Below are 19,765 nucleotides of genomic sequence, written 5' to 3'. Positions count from 1 at the left end.
TGGCACGTACCTGCGCTCGCGGCCCAATGGCAGCCAAATTCGGGTTAAAACACTGGTTTCAATGGACGGTTTCGGTGACAGGAACACCGCCGTACAATTGGGCAAACCGTCCTATTCGATTAAAAAACAGGCGGGGATCATTACCCATGTCGAAGTAGGGGGTGCACCGGCAAGACTGGTCGTCAGCCCCGATGGCAGTCGCGTTTATGTTACCAATGAGGGTTCTCATTCGGTGTCAGTGATTGCGACGGCCACCCATAAAGTTATTCATACCATTCCCGGTCTGAGCTACCCACACGCCATCGCTATCAGTCCCAACGGCGGCATCCTGTATGTAAGCAACTTGGGCACGGGACAAGTTACCGTTATCAACACTACCAGCTATGCATTTATCAACCAAATAACGGGTTTCACTGCTCCTTACGCACTTGCTTTGAATACGCTGGGAACGCGCTTATATGTTGCTAGCTACCGTTCCTCTGCGCTGTATACCCACGACACCTCCTCCGGTGCGCGCCTGTACACACTCGGGTACCCGAACGCTTGGTCAGTGACGCTAAACCCCAGTAATTCTCGCATTTATGTGGGGTCATCCCCCCACGTATACACCGTCGACCAGCCAAGCAATACCACCGTGGGATCCTTGGCGGGTTTCAATTACATTCGTGACATGGCTTACAGCCCTCACAACGTAAGTGCCAAGCCAACACTGTACGTAGCGAACACAGGTGCCAATAACATTAAGATTATGAATACGGGCACGAACGTCATCCGTAACACCCTTACGGGTTTCAACCAGCCCGTCGGCATTGTCATGCACCCCAAACAACCATTCGCCTATGTCACGGACTACGGTAATAACAGCCTGAAAATCATAAACACCGATGAAGAAACCGTCATTGATGCAGTGGGAGGGCTCAATGGCCCGTTCGGGGTCGCTATCAGCCCAGACGGCTCCACGCTCTATGTCGCCAACAATGGTGGCAACTCTGTCACTGTCATCAGTACATAAGCTTCAGGGCCCAGCAAAAAATGCTCCGCACTTCGCTGTGCGGGGCATTTTTTTCAATGGTGCCCTTAAAAACCAGGTGGTATATCCGTCCGCCGGCAACTGTCGGTGCCGTTGGTGACGGCGATGCAGGTGATGCGGTTGCTGTTTGTGTTGTTTCTGGCGGAGCCGTTGTTCAGGCACTGGAACCGTCAGCCCTGACATCAGCGGTTCAAGTGGCCCGCCCTGGGCCACTGACCACTCGTCGCCACTGTCATTTCTCACAGCTAGTCAACGTCGGGTCGCGGGGTATTGAATCCTCTGGCGGCCCCCTCACTTCGCGGTCGCCTTTCGTACGGTTCACACAGGATTGCGACCATGAATCAAGACATCGACCCCGCGCTGTTGCTCGTGAAAACGCCCGCTACGCCGTCCTCATCACAATCCGATGATCTGCGCCGCGAGGGGTTTACCCTTCCCCAACCCGCCGATGCACTTCTGACACCGGCGTCCTTTGCCAGCGTACCGTTTTCTGACCTGCCCCTTTATCTGCCAACCCTGAGCAACCCGGTAGTGGGCTACGATGGCGGGCTTAATCGCGCCGCGCTGGATGTTGCCGCCATAGGGGTGATCTGTATCCTGCTGCCCTATCTTGGCCAGTCCGAAGGCGACTTCATTGAGCTTCGGCTCAATAATATCCGGGCCGACTTTCATACCGTCACTGACGACGAAGCAGCAAACAGCAAGCAAATCATCCTGTTTGCACCCAGCGGCGCTTTTTTGCGCGAGGCCGGCAATACGCTGCAGGCCTTCGTCACGCGCATTGGGGGTGGAACCGAAGAAACCAAGCGTTTCAACCTCCTGGTTGACAGTGAACTGCCCGGCGGGCGTAACCCGACTGCCAGCACGCCAGAGAACGAAAACCTGCCGCTGCCGCACTTCCCTCAGCACATCATCGACTTTGGGGTGGACAAGGACAGCGCAGGCTCGCCCATACCGGTCATTATCGACTTTTACCCCGCCAACCGAGCGCTGCCAGCGGTCAATTATCGCAAAGTGCGCGATCGTATTCGCTTGAGCATTGGCGGGGTCATTGTCGAGCACCGTGTCACCGAGTTCGAAGCCTCGGGCCAGGATCCCATCACGGTATTTATCAACCCAGGTATCTGGTCTCAGGTCGGCAGTGGCGTGCACGTCTGTGAATACAATGTGGTCGACGAAGTGGGCAACGCCTCCGATGGGTTTTCCCCGGCGCAGGTGATTGAGGTGCGACTGGATGATTCGACCGAACCCTTCTTGCCGGCCGCCTTCATTTTTGAGTCTGAGGACGATGGTCATGGCAATGACGTTCTCAACTACGACGAGCTCAACGGCATCAATGCCAAGATTACTGTGCCAGTCCGCGGCATGGGCTACCTGTTCAATGACACCATCCGTGTACGGGTCATTGGGCTGACACAGGGCGGTGTACGCATCACCAACTTCTACAATTTCACCGTCACCTCCACCACGGTGTTGTTCGCCAATATCGAGTGGCCCAATGCCGACATCCAGCCTTTGGTCGGCGGCCGGATCCAGATCACTTATAAGCGCCTTCGGACCGGTGTACTGCCTCGCAACTCCGAGAGCACACTAATCAATATCATCGGCACCCCCATCGACACCAGTTTGCCCGCGCCACTCGTGCCCGATGCTATCGGCGGGGTACTGCCGCCAACAATCAATCCGGTGTTCGTGCATATCTTGGCCTACCCCGGGCAGGACCCCCAGGATCGCATCACCCTGTTGCTGGAAGGCGCCTATGCCAACGGGGACCCTTACTACGACGAGCGCACTGAGAGCGCCGGCAACGGCGACATTTACTTTGAGTTGCCCAACGGCCCCAATGGCGACATTGCCCAGTTGGAAGGCGGACGTCTCCGGCTGTCCTACAAGGTCAATGGCGCGGCGGAACGACCACAGTCGAAATCGCTTGCCCTTGATGTCGGCGACTTTCAGGCCTCACTGCCGGCTCCCGTGCCACGCCAGGCGCTGCCACCGCACTACGTGTTCGATCCGGACACCCAGCGCGGCGATCTGAATGTCACCGTCACCCGCCACGCTGCGTTTGTGCTCGGCGCCACGGTTACCCTGCATTTCGAAGGCAGCGCCGCCGGCGGCAGTGCTCCGCCCAACGAACTCTCGATCAACAGTAACTGGTTCGGCCGGGACCTGCCTTTCACCATCCCACGGGTTTACGTGATCGCCAATTTGAACGGCACGGGCAGGCTTTACTACACCGTACAAGTACCAGGCCAACGCACGTTGTTCTCCTTTGAAGTGGTGATCACGGTGGGGGCGGCCTTGAACCTGCACGTGCCGCTGGTGCTGGAAGGCACAGTGATCACGCCGACCCTGACGCGTCTGAACCCCGAGCATGTGCTGCCGCCACGGCCGGAAGTGGTGACGGTCCGGGTGAGCTACAGCCCGATGCTGCCCAGCGATCAGATCAAGGTGCGCATCATCGGCGCTGCGGGGTTCGGCACACCGGATATTCCAAGCAAACCCGGTATCCCGGAGCCGGGGGAAAACTATGTCAGCTTTACCGTCTCCAACCTCTTTGTCGGCGCCAATCTCGGCATGAACTGCCAGGTATTTTATGAGGTGATACGCGACCATGTCTCAACCTCCTCAAAAGAGCTGACCCTGGAGGTGCAAGACCTGCCGGCGCAGGAGCTGGATCTGGTACGGATTCCAGAAGCGGTGGGGGGCCAGGTTGAAACCAACAAGGCTTACACCGTGCGGGTGGACGGCTGGCCGTTCATGCGGCTGGGGCAGGCGGTGTGGATTGATCTGCTCAGCAGCAGCAATTATGCGCTGCGCATAAGCCTGCCCGTCAGTAACGAAGAGTTCAACGCCCGGCGGATCAGCATGCCGATACCGGCCAATTACCTGCGCAGCCTGCATGAAGGCGACACGCTGGAAGTGCAGGTACTGGCGTCGCTGGATGGCACGGGGAACAAGTCTTCGGCGAGGCCGTTGGAGATTTCACCGCCGTATCGGGTCAAGAGGGCTTCAGGAGTGGTGGAAGGGGCAATCGCGGTGGGCAACACGCCCCTCCACCTTGCGCTTAGTTCTGACAATTCGACACTCTATGTGACCAACTATGGCAGTAAAACGGTTTCAGTCATCGATACCGCTACACGTAAAGTGACACGCACGATCTCGCTTGCAACGGCACCTCGCGGTATAGCCATTCATCCGAACGGCCAAACCTTGTATGTCTCCGTTGAAACGTCTTCGACACTTGCCATTGAGACTCGGAACTTCCAGACAATCAAAACCATTACTGGATATACTTTTAACTCAGCATTGTGCTTAAACCCTACAGGCTCACGTTTATATGTGGGTGATCGTACCTACGCGTACATCCAAGAAATCGACACCTCAACCAATACAGAGATAAGAGTACTCTCTGGCAAAATTAATCTTGCAAATGCACTCACAACCAACCGATCTGGCAGTCGAGTTTACACGACGGGTTACTATGTAAATGAGTTCAATCAATCTACCGGCACGCTGCTAGGCAGTTATTACAATGGCAGTACAGGTTCTTACGGTATTGCCCAAAGCCCTACTGAAGAAGTCCTCTATGTGACAACCTATGATTCGGCATCTACCAATGGCGGCCTGAATATACTTTCAACAACGACCACTCCACCCTCGCTGATCAAGAAACTCGAGAACCTACCTCAGCCGCGGGGAATAGCATTCACACCAAACGGCGATAAAGCCTACATGTGCCTGCAAGCAGACAACTCGATAAAAATCATCGATACGGCCACCCGACTCATCACTGGAGAAGTCAATACCACTACACACCCGCTGGATCGTCCAACAGAAATTGTTATCAGCTCTGATGGCGCGGTGGCATACGTTGCCAACTCCGGAAATAACAATGTCATTATCGTCAGCCTGTAAGCCATAAAAAATGCCCCCGCTCTTTCGAGCGGGGGCATTTTTTATTACCGGTATAGTTTAACGGCCACCAATCCCTGGACTCACCGACTTAGAAATCGTACCGCAACCCCACATTCACCCCATACGGCTGCTTGATGTTCTTCCCGGTGCTGCGCTCAAGATCCGCATGCAACTTCAGGTTCTGCGACACCGACATCGCCACACCCGCCCCCAGCTTCAGGCGCGAACCCGACAGGTCGTTGTTGAACGCGTTGTCGTTGACGAACACCTTATTGCTCTGGTCGAACTCGTGGGCCACCGCCGCCTTCAGGTACGGCTGCAACACCCCGCCGCTTTCCAATTGAATATTGCGCCCCACCGTTGTACCGATTTCACCGATGACCGAGCTTGAACGGTCGCCCTTGGCGTCCAGGCCATTGTCCAGCGTGTAGCTTTGGGCCTGGGTAATCACCGCCGCCAACTGACCATACGGTTCGACGAAATAACCATCGTCCAGGCTGATATGGCGACCGACTTCCGCCGACGCGCCCATCGCGTTTTGCGTGTAGTTGCCCTTGGCTTTCTTGCCGTCGCTCATCGCCACCTTGGACTCGCTGTGCAGGCGGTTGAACTTGAGCACGCCGTCAAAGTAGAAGCCGCTCTCGGCATCCATCCACGTGGCATAACCGCCCACGTAGTAGCTGTTGATGGTGGCGCTGCTACCACGGTTCAGGTCCAGGTCCGAGGTGCTGTGACCCGCCATGGCACCGATCAGCCACTGGCCGTCGCCGCCCTCTACCGGCGCGTCGGCACCGAGGGTAAAACCACGTTGCGACTGGTTATAACCCAAGCCCGTCTTGTCGTTGGACACTTCGTATTTGTTGCCGTAGGCGCGAGTCCACAGGCCTGCGGATTTGCCGTCGCTGAAGCGCAATTCGCCCATGCGGGTACGCAGGGTGGTCATTTCACCCAGCAGTACACTTGGCGCCGCATTGAACAACGCAAGCACGGAGTTGGTGCTCGGGCTGATCACTTTGCTGTCCGGGTCGAGGTACCAGTCCTTGCTCTCGTTGTCATCGATCAGGCTGTAGGAGTAAGTCCCCACGTCCACGCGATCACCCAGCAGGCTGAACTTGGCAACGCCATCTGCGGTATGTACCACGTGCAAACGGTCATCGCCCAAGGGGTCTGCGCCGCTGCTGGCGATCAACAGTTGGTGCTCGCCCGCAGATGTGCCGGTGACGTTGAGGAAGTCGCCCTTCAGGGTGGAAAAGTCCACGCTCATGAGGAAGGTGCCGTTCCCCGACAGGTTTTCTACGTCGAGTTGGTAGAAGTGCCCCGTATCGCCGAACTTGATGTTGCCGCCGTTCAGGGACAGGTCGCCGACCTGCTGGTTGTCGACCATGACCCAGGTGGCGTCGCTGTTGATCGCCAGCTTGTCGACGTTCTCCAGTCGCCCCGTCAAGACCGAACCGTTGTTCAAGCCGACGCTGGCAGTGCCACCGTTGTTGATCACGTCGCCGTTCATGATGGCACTGTCAAGGCTCAGGTCCAGGACGCTGCCGGTGCCCACTTGGATATTGCCGGTCAGCGCGCTGTTGTTGACGCGCATGTTGGCGTTGCCGCCGGTTTTCAACTCAAGCAAGTTGCCGTTATTGCCTATCAGGGTAGAACCGTTATTGACATCAATTTCAGCAGTGATCGGTGTATCGACCACAATGGCAGAGCCTGTCAGCCCCTCGACACGTGTACCTTCCAAGCGCAGTTCCGGCGAGTTGGGGACGGTGCTGTGTTCGCGGGTCATGCGGATGCCGTCGGTAGCACCGATGATTTGACTATTGACCGCATTGGCCGCGCCACCGCGAAGGATCAACCCGGCCTGGGAACCACCTATCAGTTTCGAGTCATTGAGGTTCAAGGTGCTGTAGGAAGTTACATTGGCACCATAAGTCGCGCCGTGAATTTCACTGTTATTGCTGACCTCTGCCAAGGACCCCGTGAGCGTTGACGGATTGCGAACCACGTCCAGACCGCCCGCTCGAGTGCTGGTGATAAGGGTATTGTTGATGTGTGCAGTGCTGTTGGTCAGTATCACTGCGGTGGTACTGGCAGTGGATGAAACCCGTGCGCCTGTCAGGTTTACCGTCGAGCCAACCGACTGAATGTCGCGCACTGTCCCACCATTATGAACATTCAGCGTGGCGTTGTTTTTCAGCCGAAAGTTATCAACGTACGTCACTGGATAGACGTCTTTGGTCGTTCCGTCCAGTTCTTCCAGCGCCAGGGTTTGAGCGCTCAGGAAACACATTGGGGCAACAGCGATAAGCTTGATCGCTGCCGATAATTTGGAGTGTTTAAAGTCAGAAGAATTAATCGTGTGCATTGCCAATGAACCTCAGAAAAAGTACCAGTTCGAACCCGAAGGCCATATCGACCGGCCTTCCGTTTTCCACGGCGCAAAGACTAAGGATTGGAATTACCTTTTTATGTAGGACTTTCCTTATGAGTAGATCATCTAGCTTCGACACAACCCTGGCGTTGATTAAGCAAGCCGCAATAAAAAACCCTGTGGCCCCACAAAGAGGCCAACAGGGTTATGCATGGATCACAGCGACCCGAGCGCTCGCGTCGAATCTGGCACACAGGTGCCCAGTGGTGGGTAAGCACCACGGAAATCCCATCGCACCTGAACTTCATCCGAGGTACCGCGATCCGTCGTGTCAGGGCGATAGATACTCCAGCGCACACCTACCCAACCACGACCGCCGGTCCCGGTAAAGTCCCTGAACCACAACCCCAGCAAGAGGTTGATGGTGAAGCCATCCGCGATGTCGTTGAACGATATCTCTCTAGGCGTCGTTTCCATGGTATCTAACGGGGTAGTGTTATCGGCAAATGCGTACCTGGCCGCATGCACAACGACGAGGTCACCGATTTGAAGAGCTACGTCGTCCTTGATGAAAATAGGGACTGCCACCCAAGGCGCCGGGACTAGCGGAGGCGTCAAGCGGTCGAAGCATCCAAGCCTGCCCACTGTATTGAGTACCGAGAACACCGGATCTGCAAGCCCCGACAAGCTGTAGAGTTCAACCTTGACGCTCTGGTCGGGAGAGTGCTTGTAGTTGATTGCATCGCGAACCTTGTAATAACAAGGTATGGCATCGCCGTTGCCATACATTTCGATAATGTCCCAACCAATCTCCAACGCAACCTCGAAATCGGGAGCTTCACTACCGGTGACGTTATAAGTGTCAGCCAGCGTCCCGCCCATAATGCCGTAGTAAACATCAATAAAAACGCCGGTGGTTAGCCCTGAAGGAATAATGAACGTCACCGTGGCCGGGAAACCACGGTCAAGTTCTACCAAATGGTTCTCATGACCTTCATTGCCTCTGACTGTTGGTAGATCATAGTTGGGGTCAACGGGGCCTGGGCCAGGGTTATCCGTATCACCGGGCTCATCTATATTCACCGCAACGGTGATCGTTGGCGAGGGGATAGTCCCTAGCCCGTCACGGCTGATGGTGCAGTGGACATCGGCGTTGTACATGTCCCCATGTGAACTGATCACATCGAACGTAGCCGTGCCATCAAGCGGGAAGATAGGGAACACACCTACAGGTTTCTCGTAGATCAAGGTGCCATGCCAGAACATTCGAACCATATCAGTCGAGAGCCAGTCGACAATATTCCCCAAGCGTACCGTTACACCATTACGCGCCTCTTCCTTATCGATCAAAGGCGCCTCCAATACTTGAAAGTTTTCCAACACGGGTTCGTTAGCGGTGGCGACTGTCACGGTCCGGGTAAAAGACGTCTGCGTCTCGTTGCCTCCACGATCAGTTACATTGTAGGTAATCTCCCGATCGCCCGACCCGCCGGCCAGGACAATCGCGGTTGTAAAAATCACTTCAGCACTGCCTGTCAACGGAAAAACACCCGTGATACCGATTAAATCCTTACTCCCGAAAAATGCCTGCCAGGTATCTCCGGGGCGGTTGTCTACCATTCGTTGGATTTGACACACCAACCCGGGTTTGCCAGCCAGATAATCCGGTGTCACTGGCCCCGACAGATCGGTTGGCAAGGTAATGGCAGCCGGCCGGTTATTGAGGTTGGGGTCGCGTGCGTCGACAAACGCATGGGTGATGTCAGAGGGAGCTACATTGCCATTGGCATGAAAGATCGTATAGGTGATCTCCTTTTCACCATGGGTTTGCAGCTCGGCGTGCGGTTGAAGAGTGAGAATAAAAGGATCAGGTGGCGCTGGATCGTCGCCACTGTATTCGTAGAAGCCAAGCATTCGGCCGTTCGCACGACAAAAAATAGTGTCGATATCCCCCGGATCTGCAAGTGGAGCCCAGCGTGGAAGGGAAAGCGTCAAACCGCCGGCCTGGACAGCGTGGGGTATGAGATTGGGTTGACCGTCTGCCGATTGGTCAGGGTCGGGGGGAACCACTGGCAAGTTAGGGAGTGCGTTGACAAGCGTGGGAGCAGGCGCATTGGCTAAAACCCTCTGTGTCCCTACGCGCGTGCGCTGCGAGGGTTTACGGGTAGCTTTTGCTTTCGCAGGCAACTTTTCGTTCGCCTGCGTTGCTGGCGTTTTGGCCTTCGACAACGGTAGTTTTTTTGACATGATCCAAAGCTCCTTGCATGGGGGAAAGGATCTGGATCCGGACAACGGTATTTCACCCACAGACCTGCGACCCTGTTAATGGAGATGTCATTCGTCATCTCCAGCTATCACTGCAACCTGACAACGGTTAGTCCATTAAACCTCAGCCTCGCTCACCGCATAACTGTCAATTCTCACAACTTGCCAAACGCCAGAAAATATGCAGTTTGGCATTCGACCGCTAAATGTCGGTGAAGCGTCTTTTTTCACTACGTGCGAGCATCTGCCAGGCGCTGAACAGCGCAAAGGGTTCTATTAAAAAGGCTGGCGACGGCATGCAGACCACATGGGAAGGGCATTGCGCCCTTCCCATTTGCGCGTTGATTCAGGATGGCGCGATGCAGGGCGGTAAATTGTTTGGACGAATCAACGTGACCAATACCAGGCTGAGCGCCGACGCGCCGACAGGCACTCCACCTCGAATCACCTGGTAATACGTGGTGGCTGAGCCGTGGGCCGGCTCATGGGGATATTCATCTCGCTTGACCAACCCAGGCAACAACACATGGGGATTGAACGGGACTGTGAACGTGTGACCGTTTTGCACCCCTTCCGGGGTCAACGAAGGCGAATCCCACTCGCCTTTAGAGCTGTCGATCACATGAGCGAGATTGCCGTTGGGGCTGGCATAGCCCACCCAGATCAAGCGCAACACATCGCCTACCTCCAGTCGCGCAGTGTCCCCCGGGACAAATACCTTGACTCCAAAAGAGGGATGAGGGTTGAGCGTGCAACCTATAAACCCGGAATCAGGTCCTGGGCCATAGTTCACGTCCGGGTATTGGGTGCGCCTCAACCCCACAATCGGTGAAACGGCCACGGTGATGACTTTGTGGTTAGAACGTTGACGGTTCACGCCATTGAAAGTGCGATAGAAGAGATTGACCCGTGCGTTACCAATCGGCTCGATGAGCGACCAGGGAATATGGAAGGTGATCAAATCCCCCGGATTCTCACCGATGGCAACCTTGTGGGTATCCACCGGCACGGGGTTATCATTCCAGATCAGCTCCAGCTCATCGTCCACCTGGAAATCAACGCCCAACTCCAATTCCACAGTGGCGGGTTTATTTTGATCCAAGAGGGTCAACACATCGTCGCCGGTCTCACCTTTGACGGTTGGCAGCAGAAGCAGGGGGTTGATGTAGTTGGGGTTGTCCGGGTTGAGTTCGCCCGCGGCGGTCAGGTCCACGGGGACGAACCTGGGGATGGCCGGCCGGGCGGTGCCGGTTCCACGTTGCCAGGTATAGCCGGCCCGGATCACCCCACCCACCAGCTCGAAGCCGCCTTGAGCCAGAATCGGCCAAGGAATATCGACACGCACTGGCCAGACCTGAAAAGGCCCTACGGTAATCGGAGGAAGGGGAATCAAGTCCCACGAAGGCGTTACCACATCGCCATCAAGTGCTCCAACGATTTCCAGGATATTCATATAGACGCCGCCACTTTCACGGGCATCTTCCAGGTCAATCCGCCCATTTGCACCCGCGCCGAAGGCTTGTGGCACCTCCGGCGAGAGAAACTGAATGGGCGAGGGTGTGAGCGCATTCAGTACGACGGAAGTACGCGACGCCGGCCCTTGCCAACCGGTGCGGTCTATCAAGAAGTACTGAGCGGAGTATTCTCGATTGCTGCGCAGTGTGCGAAACGTGTCGCCTTCAAAGACCAATTCGATCGGGGCACCGTTTTTGTGAGCCTGGGTAATGTGCACCGATGCGACTATCTCGTCGTTGCGTGAGTATGAGCGTCGAAACGCCGGCAACAACGTCAACTTACCGTCAACGCGATCCTCCAGGCGCATATCGGGCCATGGCGGCACAACAGCCACGACCTGATCATTGTTGGCCGGGTCGGCCAGGTAATCATCAGTCACACCGTTGGCTTGAATATAAGCGTCAAATTGCAGCCTGTTAGGCTGCTGCCCTTGATTGGGCGCAACCTTGTCTAGATCAATCTGGATTGGAAATGACGCGTCCGTAGGGTTGCCAGCGATCAGCTCAACGATGTACTGCAACCTGTGCAGGCCAGGCTCGGCCAGGCGGATAGCCGGTATGAAGCTCGCTACCATGGGCAGATCGCTTTCATCATAGGGTGCTGTCAACTCCTTCACATCACCAACCTGGACGTCATCCCACAGCCAGGTCACACGTGTTACCTCACCTGGGTCAAGCAGGCCCCCGCCAATCCAAAGGGTAGAGATTTCCACTGCCAACGGGTCAACTTGGTTCTGCCGATGTATTTTGTAAGCGACTTCATCATCCAGCAACGGCAGCGCCGCTGGAACCCAGGGCTGGTCCAGCGTGCGGGGAATAGGGGTAGAGGTTGTGTATTTGGGCATGTCCACTCTCCTTGGGCAATCGATCAATGACCGGCCATTGACCACCGATGGGAGTGCACCCAACCGACAAGGCCAGGTAAATCATTTAATGCGCAAGTACACCCTCTGGCTACTGTCGAATGTCACAGGTATGCACGCTGATCAGACAGGCGGCAACCGCCACTCAATCGGCGTCTCGCCATTCTGCTCAAGAAACTTGTTGGCGCGGCTGAAATGCCCGCAGCCCAGAAACCCGCGATACGCCGACAGCGGCGACGGATGCACTGACGTCAGGACCAGATGCTTGGTGGCATCGACCAGTTTCTGCTTGCCTTGCGCATGGGCGCCCCACAGCAGAAATACCAAATGTGGCTGGTGCTCGCTGACCACTTCGATAATCCGATCGGTAAAGAACTGCCAGCCCTTGCCCGCATGGGCGTTGGCATTGGCGCGCTCGACAGTCATGGTGGTGTTGAGCATCAACACGCCCTGGTCGGCCCAGCTTTGCAGGTAGCCGTGGTTGGGGATGTCAATGTTCAGGTCGCGCTTGAGTTCTTTATAGATGTTGACCAGCGACGGCGGTGTGGGCACGCCCGGTTGCACCGAGAAGCACAAACCGTGGGCCTGGCCGGGGCCGTGGTACGGGTCCTGGCCAAGGATGACCACCTTGACCTTGTCCAAAGGCGTGGAATTCAGGGCATTGAAAATCAAAGGGCCAGGCGGGTAGATCTCTTTGCCAGCGGCATGTTCCAGGCGCAGGAACTCGCGCAACTGGGCCATGTAGGGCTTATCGAACTCCTCACGCAGGGCGTGTTTCCAGCTGGGTTCGAGTTTGATACGGTCGCCTTCGGTCATAGTTGAATTGTCTTGTAAAAAAGAATGAGGCGAACCCTAGGAAAGCCGGCCTTGCTTGTCAATTGATCTGACACACCATCGGCACCTTCCCACGAAGCGATCATACTGATCCTTCACCCTCCCGAATGAGGTCACAATGAACCTGCACTTCGAAGAGCTGACTGGCAGCGACGGTGCCCGCATCGGCATCGCCAGCCTTGATGCTGAAAAATCCCTGAACGCCCTGTCCCTGCCGATGATCCTGGCCTTACACGATCGCATGGATGCCTGGGCCAAGGACCCAAATATCGTTTGTGTGCTGCTGCGCGGTAACGGACCCAAGGCCTTTTGCGCCGGCGGCGAGGTGCGCAGCCTGGCCATGGAATGCCGTGAACAGCCCGGCGAAGTGCCCGCCCTGGCGGCGCAGTTCTTTGCCGCGGAATACCGCCTTGATTACCGCCTGCACACCTACCCCAAGCCGCTGATCTGCTGGGGCCACGGCTATGTACTGGGCGGCGGCATGGGCCTGCTGCAAAGCGCCGCCATCCGCATCGTCACGCCGAGCAGCCGCCTGGCCATGCCCGAAATCAGCATCGGCCTGTACCCGGATGTGGGCGCCAGTTGGTTTCTGTCGCGCCTGCCGGGCAAGCTCGGTTTATTCCTGGGCCTTACCGGCGCGCACATCAACGGCCGTGACGCCCTGGACCTGGGTCTGGCCGACCGCTTCCTGCGCGATGATCAACAGGACGAACTGCTCGATGGCCTGCTGCAACTCAACTGGCAGGAACAGACCGCGATGCAGCTCAACAGCCTGCTCAAGGCCCTGGCCCAGGAAGCAGTCAGCCAACAGCCCGAGGCCCAATGGCTGCCGCGCCGGGCGCAGATCGACGAATGGTTGGACGTTGGCGACGTGCGCTGTGCCTGGCGCGCCTTGAGCCCGCTGCGTGACCACGCCGATCCGCTGTTCAGCCGTGCCGGCACGACCTTGAGCGAAGGCTGCCCGCTGACCGCACACCTGGTGTGGGAGCAGATCCAGCGCGCTCGGCATTTATCCCTGGCCCAGGTATTCCAGATGGAATACACCCTGAGCCTCAATTGCTGCCGTCACCCGGAGTTCAGCGAAGGCGTGCGCGCGCGCTTGATCGACAAGGACCACACACCCCATTGGCATTGGCCAGATATCAATACAGTTCCGGACGCCGTGGTGCAGGCGCACTTTCACAAGGCGTGGGAAGGCCGCCATCCGCTGGCGGACCTGTCCGATTACTGATTGTTTCACCCAAAAAAAACGGCGCTTCCTGCGCCGTTTGCATTCAACACCGGTCAACGGTGACCGCCGCGACCGCGGCCATGGTCACCATCGCGTCCGTGCCTGCCATTACCCCCGTGATCACCCCACCCCTGGTTCGGATAAGGCCGGTAGCCCGCCCTTGGCCCCGAAGGGTAATAGCGAGGTGCCGGCTGGTAATAACGCGGCGCCGAGTAGTAACGCGGTGCGGGTGCGTAGTAGCGCGGCGATGGGTAGTAGTCACGGCGGTATTGATACGCCGGGCCACCACCGTAGTAATACGCCGGCGCCGGTGAGGTGTAGACCTCGGATCGATAGTAGCTCTGGCCTCCATCGTAGTAGGGCACACAAGCGGAAAGGGTCAGACCGAGTAAAGCGCTGAGCAGCAGTCGTCGATACATGGCGGCCTCCTGGACCGCGAAAGAGCACCTCCAGCGACGCGGGAGGGCGGCATTCAGCTTTCACCGAATGACGAAATATCTGACATCAAAAACCGAATCTGGTGCGTTTTGGTAACAGTTTGATACATCTGTATCAGAGCAAACTGTGTTGGCGCCGCAACGTTGCCAATTAGTCGGGCTTTGAGAGTGGGTGGAACATTTGTGGGTGTATTGAAACTTTAAACAATTGAATAGTGTCACTATGACATCGCACAATAGCACGGAGGCTCTAGCGCGAGCTTTATACCCCTATAACCTCGGATTTCAGCCATGAAGATTTCAACCAAACTGTTGCTCTCCTTTCTACTGTGCGCAGTGGTAACCCTGGGCGTGGGTGTACTGGGTATCAAAGGGGTCGTTCGCCTCGCCACTGCACTGGAATTGACGTTTTCGAACAATCTGGTCTCCGTCAGCACCACCTCGGCCACCCTCAACGGCCTGGTCGCTCATAACCGTGGCCTGTACCGGTTGATGGATGCCAGCCAGGGCGACGTGTCCCAGCAAGACCGCGATCGCGTGCGCCAGGACATCACCAAAGAACTCGCGAACAGCCAAGCCGCCTACAAAACCTACCGCACCACGCCGCTGGAAGACGACGAACGGGCAGCCGGCGATAAGCTCGACCAGCTCTGGCCCACCTACATCAGCAACTCCGAACGCATCATGTCGATGCTTGAAAACAACCAGCTCGACCAGGCCCGTGCACAGCTCAACACCACCAACAATGAGATTTTCCGCCAGGCACGCGACTTGATCCGCGTGCTAATCGACTCCAACAACCGCCAGATCAAAGAAGGCTCCATCGCCGCTGATGACCTGCGCAACAGCGCGCTGACCTGGATGATCAGCGGCATCGTGCTGGCCTTCATCATCGCCATCACTATTGGTGTGTTGATCACCCGCCTGATCACCCGCCCCATCGCCCAGGCCGTGGAGAGCGCACAACGCATTGCCAGAGGCGACCTGACCCAAGCCATCGTCACCGAGCGCACCGACGAAGCCGGGCAACTGCTGATGGCGCTGGCCGACATGCAGGGCGGCTTGAAAAGCACCCTGGTGGAAATCGCCAACGCCTCTGATCAGCTTGCTTCAGCAGCAGAGGAACTCAGCGCAGTCACCGAAGAAAGCAGCCGGGGCCTCACCCGCCAGAATGACGAAATCCAACAGGCCGCCACCGCCGTCAACCAGATGACCGCCGCGGTGGACGAAGTGGCGAGCAACGCGGTGTCCACGTCGGAAGCCTCGCGCCAGGCCACCACCGAAGCCGAAGAAGGTCGTGAGCAAGTGGCCCAGGCCGTGTCCGGCATGGGTTCGATGGTGGTAGAGATCAATGATTCGACGCAATCGGTCGCCGACCTCGCGGGCCAGGTCCGGGAAATCGGCAAGGTGATCGATGTGATTCGCGGCATCGCCGACCAGACCAACCTGCTGGCCCTCAATGCGGCCATCGAAGCAGCCCGTGCGGGTGAGCAAGGTCGAGGTTTCGCGGTGGTTGCCGATGAAGTGCGGGCCTTGGCCCATCGCACCCAAATCTCCACCGTCGACATCGAAAAAATGATCGGCGAAGTGCAGGTCGGTGCCGATGACGCCGTGGCCGCGATGAACAAGAGCCTGACCTGGGCCAACAACACCCAGACCCTGGCACAGAACGCCGGCGAGGCGTTGGAGCGCATCACCAGCAGCGTGGCGAAGATCAATGAGCGCAATCTGGTGATCGCCTCCGCTTCCGAGGAACAGGCGCAAGTGGCCCGAGAAGTGGACCGCAACCTGCTCAACATTCAGGACCTGTCGACCCAGACCGCCGCCGGCGCCCACCAGACCAATGCCTCCAGCCAGGACCTGTCGCGCCTGGCTACGTCATTCAATCTGCTGGTCAGCAAGTTCCAGCTGTAAGTAGCCTGCCGTGGGTTGGCGCTGTATCGTGCAAGGCCAAGCGAACCTTGCCCGATGCAGCCCATGACCACGCCAACCCTCTGCCCCGCCTGCGGCGCCCGCAACGACTGCACCCTGGCCGACCCACGTACCGCCGACCAGGCCTGCTGGTGCTTCAGCGTCACCATCGATACCGCGGTGCTCGAAGCGTTGCCGGACGAGCTACGCAACACAGCCTGCCTGTGCCCGCGCTGCGCCCAAGTCGATCAACAGCTGCGCAGCCGCGATGCGAGTTGATCGTTTCCTCAGCAACCTGTCGCAGTTCAACCGCAAGCAAGTGCGTTTGTTATTGGTAGAACGACGGGTGACCGTCGATGGGCTGGCCGTCAGCGACCCTCACCATGAAGTACGGGAGTTCAGCCGCGTGTGCGTTGATGAGAACGTGCTGCAGGCGGGCAAACCTGCGCGGTATTTCATGCTGCACAAGCCTCAGGGGTGTGTGAGCGCGACGTCGGACCCGCAACACCCCACGGTGCTGGACCTGCTGCATGAACCGGACACCGCCGACTTGCATATCGCCGGCCGTCTGGATTTCAACACCACCGGGCTGATGCTGATCACCAATGACGGCCAGTGGTCGCGCCGCCTGACGCAACCGACGACCAAATTGCCCAAGGTCTATCTCGTTGAAACAGAACAGACCATCGGCGCCGAGTACGCGAATACGTTTGCGGCGGGCCTGTACTTTGCGTTTGAAGACCTCACCACCCAGCCCGCCGCATTGGAACTGCTGGGGCCGACGACCGCGAGACTGAGCATTATCGAAGGCCGTTATCACCAGGTGAAGCGCATGTTCGGGCACTTCAACAACAAAGTGATCGGCTTGCATCGCGAGCGCATGGGGCCGCTCGAATTGGATGCTGCGCTGGCGCCGGGCGAATATAGGTCGTTGACGCTTGAGGAAATCCGCCAGGTCTGATGACCGTTCAGCCGGTGATGGCAAAAACCCATTTTTACGCCTTGCGACATCCCGAGTCTGTGCTTGAATCAAGCTCACCAGTTTAAATATGACTGGCGAGTCGCCTATAACCTCCAAGAAACACCTTGCCCCCGCCCGCGCTTTATCCCACGGGCCTTCCAGGCAAACAGCCCGCCATAACAACACCCGTCGGCCAGCCGTCATCGGACCGACATGGGCCTCCATTTTCAGGCGTATGCCTACCTGTCACAAAGCTCGTGCAGAGTTATCTGCGCGCCCTACCCGCTTGCCAGGAGTCTTACGACATGAGGCCAGAAATCGCTGTGCTGGATATACAGGGTCAGTATCGGGTTTACACGGAGTTCTATCGCGCGGACGAGGCTGAAAAGACCATCATTCTGGTCAACGGCTCAATGGCCACCACGGCATCCTTCGCCCAAACCGTGAAAAGCCTGCACCCGCAGTTCAACGTGGTTTTGTACGACCAGCCCTACGCCGGCCGCTCCAAAATCCATAACCGCCATGAGCAAATGCTGACGAAGGAAGTCGAGGGCCAGATCTTGCTGGAACTCATCGACCACTTTGCCGCCGAGCACGTGCTGTCGTTTTCCTGGGGCGGCGCCGCTACCCTGGTCGCCCTCGCCCACCGCCCCCGTCGCGTGGAAAAGGCCGTGATCAGCTCGTTCTCCCCAGTGATCAACGCGCCCATGCGTGACTACCTGGAGCGCGGTGTCGACTACCTCGGCAACCTCGACCGCGACCGTGTCGGCCACCTCGTCAACAACACCATCGGCAAACACCTGCCGTCGCTGTTCAAGCGCTTCAACTACAAGCATGTCAGCAGCCTGGCCGAGCACGAATATGGGCAGATGCACTTCCACATCAGCCAAGTGCTCACCAGCGACCGACTGTGCTACCTCAAGGCCGCCAAGGCGATCGACATTCCCGTGCTGTTCCTCAACGGCGAGTGGGACGAATACACCAGCGCCCAGGATGCCAGGCAGTTCGGCAACTACGTGGCCAACAGCAGCTTCAGCACCATCCAGGCGACGGGGCATTTTCTGGACATGGAGCATAAAGCGGCATGCAAGGACAGCCGGGAGGCAGTGGTGGGCTTTTTGAAACCGGCGCGGCAGATCAGCCGATTGCGTTATCACCAAGGTCAGGCACAGCATGCATTTGCGGTTTGAAATGACGACTCAACGCCACGCTCGTTGTGGCGAAGGAGCACACGCCTTCGCCGCAACCTGCACATTTTCAAAGAAAAACTTCAAATCCAAGTGAACATCTGGTACAAAGTCAGCCGCTCTGAGCGGGTATAGTTTAATGGTAGAACAGTAGCTTCCCAAGCTTCCGACGAGGGTTCGATTCCCTCTACCCGCTCCACTCAGACATAGATCCCACGCCAACATGGTTTTGGCGGGGGATGCATAAAGAAACCGGTCCCTGGAGGCCGGTTTTTTTATGCCAATATTTTCCCGCCCGCAAAACCTGTACAAATACAGAATTCTGTACAACTATCAGACCTTGAGCGCAGGCACCGAGCCTCGCACGATCAAGGAGCCGGGCAATGACGCGCCTGCTGATTTCACTGTTGCTGGTTTTGAGCCTGGCCAGTTGCAGCAATGTAGAGGTCGGACACTACGCCGACCAGAAACCTGCGCTGGATCTTGAGCGTTTCTTCAGCAAACCCGTGAAAGCCTGGGGCATCTTCGAGAAACGCTCGGGCGAAGTCGCCAAGCGTTTTGAAGTGGATATCGCCAGTCATCGCGAGGGCGACAAACTGATTCTCGACGAAAAGTTCCTGTACAGCGACGGCACTCGCCAGCGCCGCGTGTGGACGCTCACGCCCGATGGTTCAGGGCGCTGGCGCGGGCGAGCGGGTGATGTGTTGGGCGAGGCCATCGGCGAAGTCGCCGGGAACGCGTTGCGGTGGCGCTACCGCCTCAACCTCCCGGTGGATGGCTCGGTGTACGAGGTGAGTTTTGACGACTGGATGTACCTGATGGACGAGGACACGATGATCAACCGGTCAAGCATGTCCAAGTTCGGCGTGGAGTGGGGCCAGGTCACGTTGTTCTTTCGTCGCCAATAACAGTCAACGCGGGGGTGAAAAATGAATGTGCAGAAGCTGGCCAAACTGGCCGAGAAAGGTGAAATACGGGGTCTTGAGTTGCTGTCCATGGAGGGCGGTTTCTATATTGCCCGTGTGAAGCTCGATCACGTCGAGATGACATTGCTGGACGATAACGGCAAGACCCTGCACCTGCGCTCCAGCACGCATTTACGCGACCTGTTGCAGGACGTTCCACCGTTTCCCTGTGTGTTGGTGCAGCAGTGCGCCCATGACGAAATGTGTGGCACCCGCGAGGGCGCTGTCGGTGCGTTGCGCATTCCATTTTCGCTGGGTGCGACTCTTTAGCACCGTTGCAA

General features: G+C 57.3%; 14 protein-coding genes, 1 tRNA gene and 1 pseudogene. 11 read left to right on the top strand and 5 right to left on the bottom strand.

All coding sequences use genetic code 11. From position 1 onward, the window contains the following. The 3 genes and pseudogenes from NDJ82_RS16880 to NDJ82_RS16870 all read left to right on the top strand — a co-directional run. The coding region (locus NDJ82_RS16880; protein WP_250925900.1) for a YncE family protein at window positions 1-1,012 on the top strand (1,012 nt) is incomplete at its 5' end. A 72-nt stretch (window positions 1,013-1,084) separates the two neighbouring features. After that, a pseudogene (locus NDJ82_RS16875) lies at window positions 1,085-1,210 on the top strand (AbrB family transcriptional regulator); the annotation flags it as partial. A gap of 156 nt (window positions 1,211-1,366) precedes the next feature. Continuing rightward, window positions 1,367-4,948, top strand: a complete 3,582-nt coding sequence (locus NDJ82_RS16870) for a YncE family protein (RefSeq protein WP_250925899.1) — start codon at window positions 1,367-1,369, stop codon at window positions 4,946-4,948. A gap of 88 nt (window positions 4,949-5,036) precedes the next feature. On the opposite strand, the gene NDJ82_RS16865 is transcribed toward NDJ82_RS16870, so the two are convergent. The 4 genes from NDJ82_RS16865 to ung form a co-directional block, all read right to left on the bottom strand. Continuing rightward, window positions 5,037-7,310: an autotransporter outer membrane beta-barrel domain-containing protein gene (locus NDJ82_RS16865; protein ID WP_250925898.1), complete on the bottom strand. Its 2,274-nt coding sequence runs from the start codon at window positions 7,308-7,310 to the stop codon at window positions 5,037-5,039. Window positions 7,311-7,532: 222 nt separating this feature from the next. Beyond that, window positions 7,533-9,563, bottom strand: coding sequence for a DUF5011/hyalin repeat domain-containing protein (locus NDJ82_RS16860; protein WP_250925897.1), 2,031 nt, complete (start codon window positions 9,561-9,563; stop codon window positions 7,533-7,535). A gap of 364 nt (window positions 9,564-9,927) precedes the next feature. After that, window positions 9,928-11,940: a hypothetical protein gene (locus NDJ82_RS16855; RefSeq protein ID WP_250925896.1), complete on the bottom strand. Its 2,013-nt coding sequence runs from the start codon at window positions 11,938-11,940 to the stop codon at window positions 9,928-9,930. Window positions 11,941-12,081: 141 nt separating this feature from the next. Further along, window positions 12,082-12,774, bottom strand: coding sequence for a uracil-DNA glycosylase (gene ung, locus NDJ82_RS16850; RefSeq protein ID WP_158878960.1), 693 nt, complete (start codon window positions 12,772-12,774; stop codon window positions 12,082-12,084). Between the two features lie 136 nt (window positions 12,775-12,910). Between ung and dspII the strand changes: the two genes are divergently transcribed. Further along, a complete protein-coding gene (gene dspII / locus NDJ82_RS16845) occupies window positions 12,911-14,023 on the top strand; it encodes an enoyl-CoA hydratase/isomerase DspII (RefSeq protein WP_250925895.1) in 1,113 nt (370 codons plus the stop codon). A gap of 53 nt (window positions 14,024-14,076) precedes the next feature. Here the strand turns inward: dspII and NDJ82_RS16840 are convergent, their stop codons facing one another. Continuing rightward, complete coding sequence (locus NDJ82_RS16840) at window positions 14,077-14,442, bottom strand: hypothetical protein (protein ID WP_112194010.1); 366 nt, start codon at window positions 14,440-14,442, stop codon at window positions 14,077-14,079. A 309-nt stretch (window positions 14,443-14,751) separates the two neighbouring features. Here NDJ82_RS16840 and NDJ82_RS16835 point away from each other — a divergent pair, with 309 nt between their 5' ends. From NDJ82_RS16835 to NDJ82_RS16805, 7 genes are all read left to right on the top strand, one after another. Then, on the top strand, window positions 14,752-16,374 hold the full coding sequence (locus tag NDJ82_RS16835) for a methyl-accepting chemotaxis protein (protein WP_112194008.1): 1,623 nt from the start codon (window positions 14,752-14,754) through the stop codon (window positions 16,372-16,374). A gap of 63 nt (window positions 16,375-16,437) precedes the next feature. Further along, on the top strand, window positions 16,438-16,650 hold the full coding sequence (locus NDJ82_RS16830) for a cysteine-rich CWC family protein (protein ID WP_099587575.1): 213 nt from the start codon (window positions 16,438-16,440) through the stop codon (window positions 16,648-16,650). Next, entirely contained in the window at window positions 16,640-17,332 is a 693-nt protein-coding gene (locus NDJ82_RS16825) for a 16S rRNA pseudouridine(516) synthase (protein WP_250925894.1), read from the top strand. Before NDJ82_RS16830 ends, NDJ82_RS16825 begins: the two co-directional genes overlap by 11 nt. A 305-nt stretch (window positions 17,333-17,637) precedes the next feature. Beyond that, on the top strand, window positions 17,638-18,522 hold the full coding sequence (locus tag NDJ82_RS16820; protein WP_250925893.1) for an alpha/beta fold hydrolase: 885 nt from the start codon (window positions 17,638-17,640) through the stop codon (window positions 18,520-18,522). A 122-nt stretch (window positions 18,523-18,644) separates the two neighbouring features. Continuing rightward, window positions 18,645-18,718: transfer RNA gene (locus tag NDJ82_RS16815), tRNA-Gly, on the top strand. A gap of 184 nt (window positions 18,719-18,902) precedes the next feature. Next, window positions 18,903-19,427, top strand: coding sequence for a DUF3833 domain-containing protein (locus NDJ82_RS16810; protein WP_250925892.1), 525 nt, complete (start codon window positions 18,903-18,905; stop codon window positions 19,425-19,427). Between the two features lie 21 nt (window positions 19,428-19,448). Then, window positions 19,449-19,754 carry a DUF6482 family protein gene (locus NDJ82_RS16805; RefSeq protein ID WP_250925891.1) on the top strand — a complete coding sequence of 102 codons (306 nt, stop codon included), beginning with the start codon at window positions 19,449-19,451 and terminating at the stop codon, window positions 19,752-19,754. Window positions 19,755-19,765: the final 11 nt, after the last annotated feature.

Source organism: Pseudomonas sp. SR18 (assembly GCF_023701505.1).
Lineage (GTDB): Bacteria > Pseudomonadota > Gammaproteobacteria > Pseudomonadales > Pseudomonadaceae > Aquipseudomonas > Aquipseudomonas cyclaminis.
The sequence above is the reverse complement of the archived record's forward strand: the minus strand, read 5'-3'. Positions and strand labels throughout refer to the sequence as shown.

Excerpts from the sequence above, each read along its gene's own strand:
- NDJ82_RS16865 (WP_250925898.1), bottom strand. The coding sequence starts at position 7,310 with ATGCACACGATTAATTCTTCTGACTTTAAACACTCCAAATTATCGGCA.
- ung (WP_158878960.1), bottom strand. The coding sequence starts at position 12,774 with ATGACCGAAGGCGACCGTATCAAACTCGAACCCAGCTGGAAACACGCC.
- NDJ82_RS16810 (WP_250925892.1), top strand. The coding sequence starts at position 18,903 with ATGACGCGCCTGCTGATTTCACTGTTGCTGGTTTTGAGCCTGGCCAGT.
- NDJ82_RS16855 (WP_250925896.1), bottom strand. The coding sequence starts at position 11,940 with ATGCCCAAATACACAACCTCTACCCCTATTCCCCGCACGCTGGACCAG.
- NDJ82_RS16825 (WP_250925894.1), top strand. The coding sequence starts at position 16,640 with ATGCGAGTTGATCGTTTCCTCAGCAACCTGTCGCAGTTCAACCGCAAG.
- NDJ82_RS16870 (WP_250925899.1), top strand. The coding sequence starts at position 1,367 with ATGAATCAAGACATCGACCCCGCGCTGTTGCTCGTGAAAACGCCCGCT.
- dspII (WP_250925895.1), top strand. The coding sequence starts at position 12,911 with ATGAACCTGCACTTCGAAGAGCTGACTGGCAGCGACGGTGCCCGCATC.
- NDJ82_RS16835 (WP_112194008.1), top strand. The coding sequence starts at position 14,752 with ATGAAGATTTCAACCAAACTGTTGCTCTCCTTTCTACTGTGCGCAGTG.
- NDJ82_RS16805 (WP_250925891.1), top strand. The coding sequence starts at position 19,449 with ATGAATGTGCAGAAGCTGGCCAAACTGGCCGAGAAAGGTGAAATACGG.
- NDJ82_RS16820 (WP_250925893.1), top strand. The coding sequence starts at position 17,638 with ATGAGGCCAGAAATCGCTGTGCTGGATATACAGGGTCAGTATCGGGTT.
- NDJ82_RS16840 (WP_112194010.1), bottom strand. The coding sequence starts at position 14,442 with ATGTATCGACGACTGCTGCTCAGCGCTTTACTCGGTCTGACCCTTTCC.
- NDJ82_RS16830 (WP_099587575.1), top strand. The coding sequence starts at position 16,438 with ATGACCACGCCAACCCTCTGCCCCGCCTGCGGCGCCCGCAACGACTGC.
- NDJ82_RS16860 (WP_250925897.1), bottom strand. The coding sequence starts at position 9,563 with ATGTCAAAAAAACTACCGTTGTCGAAGGCCAAAACGCCAGCAACGCAG.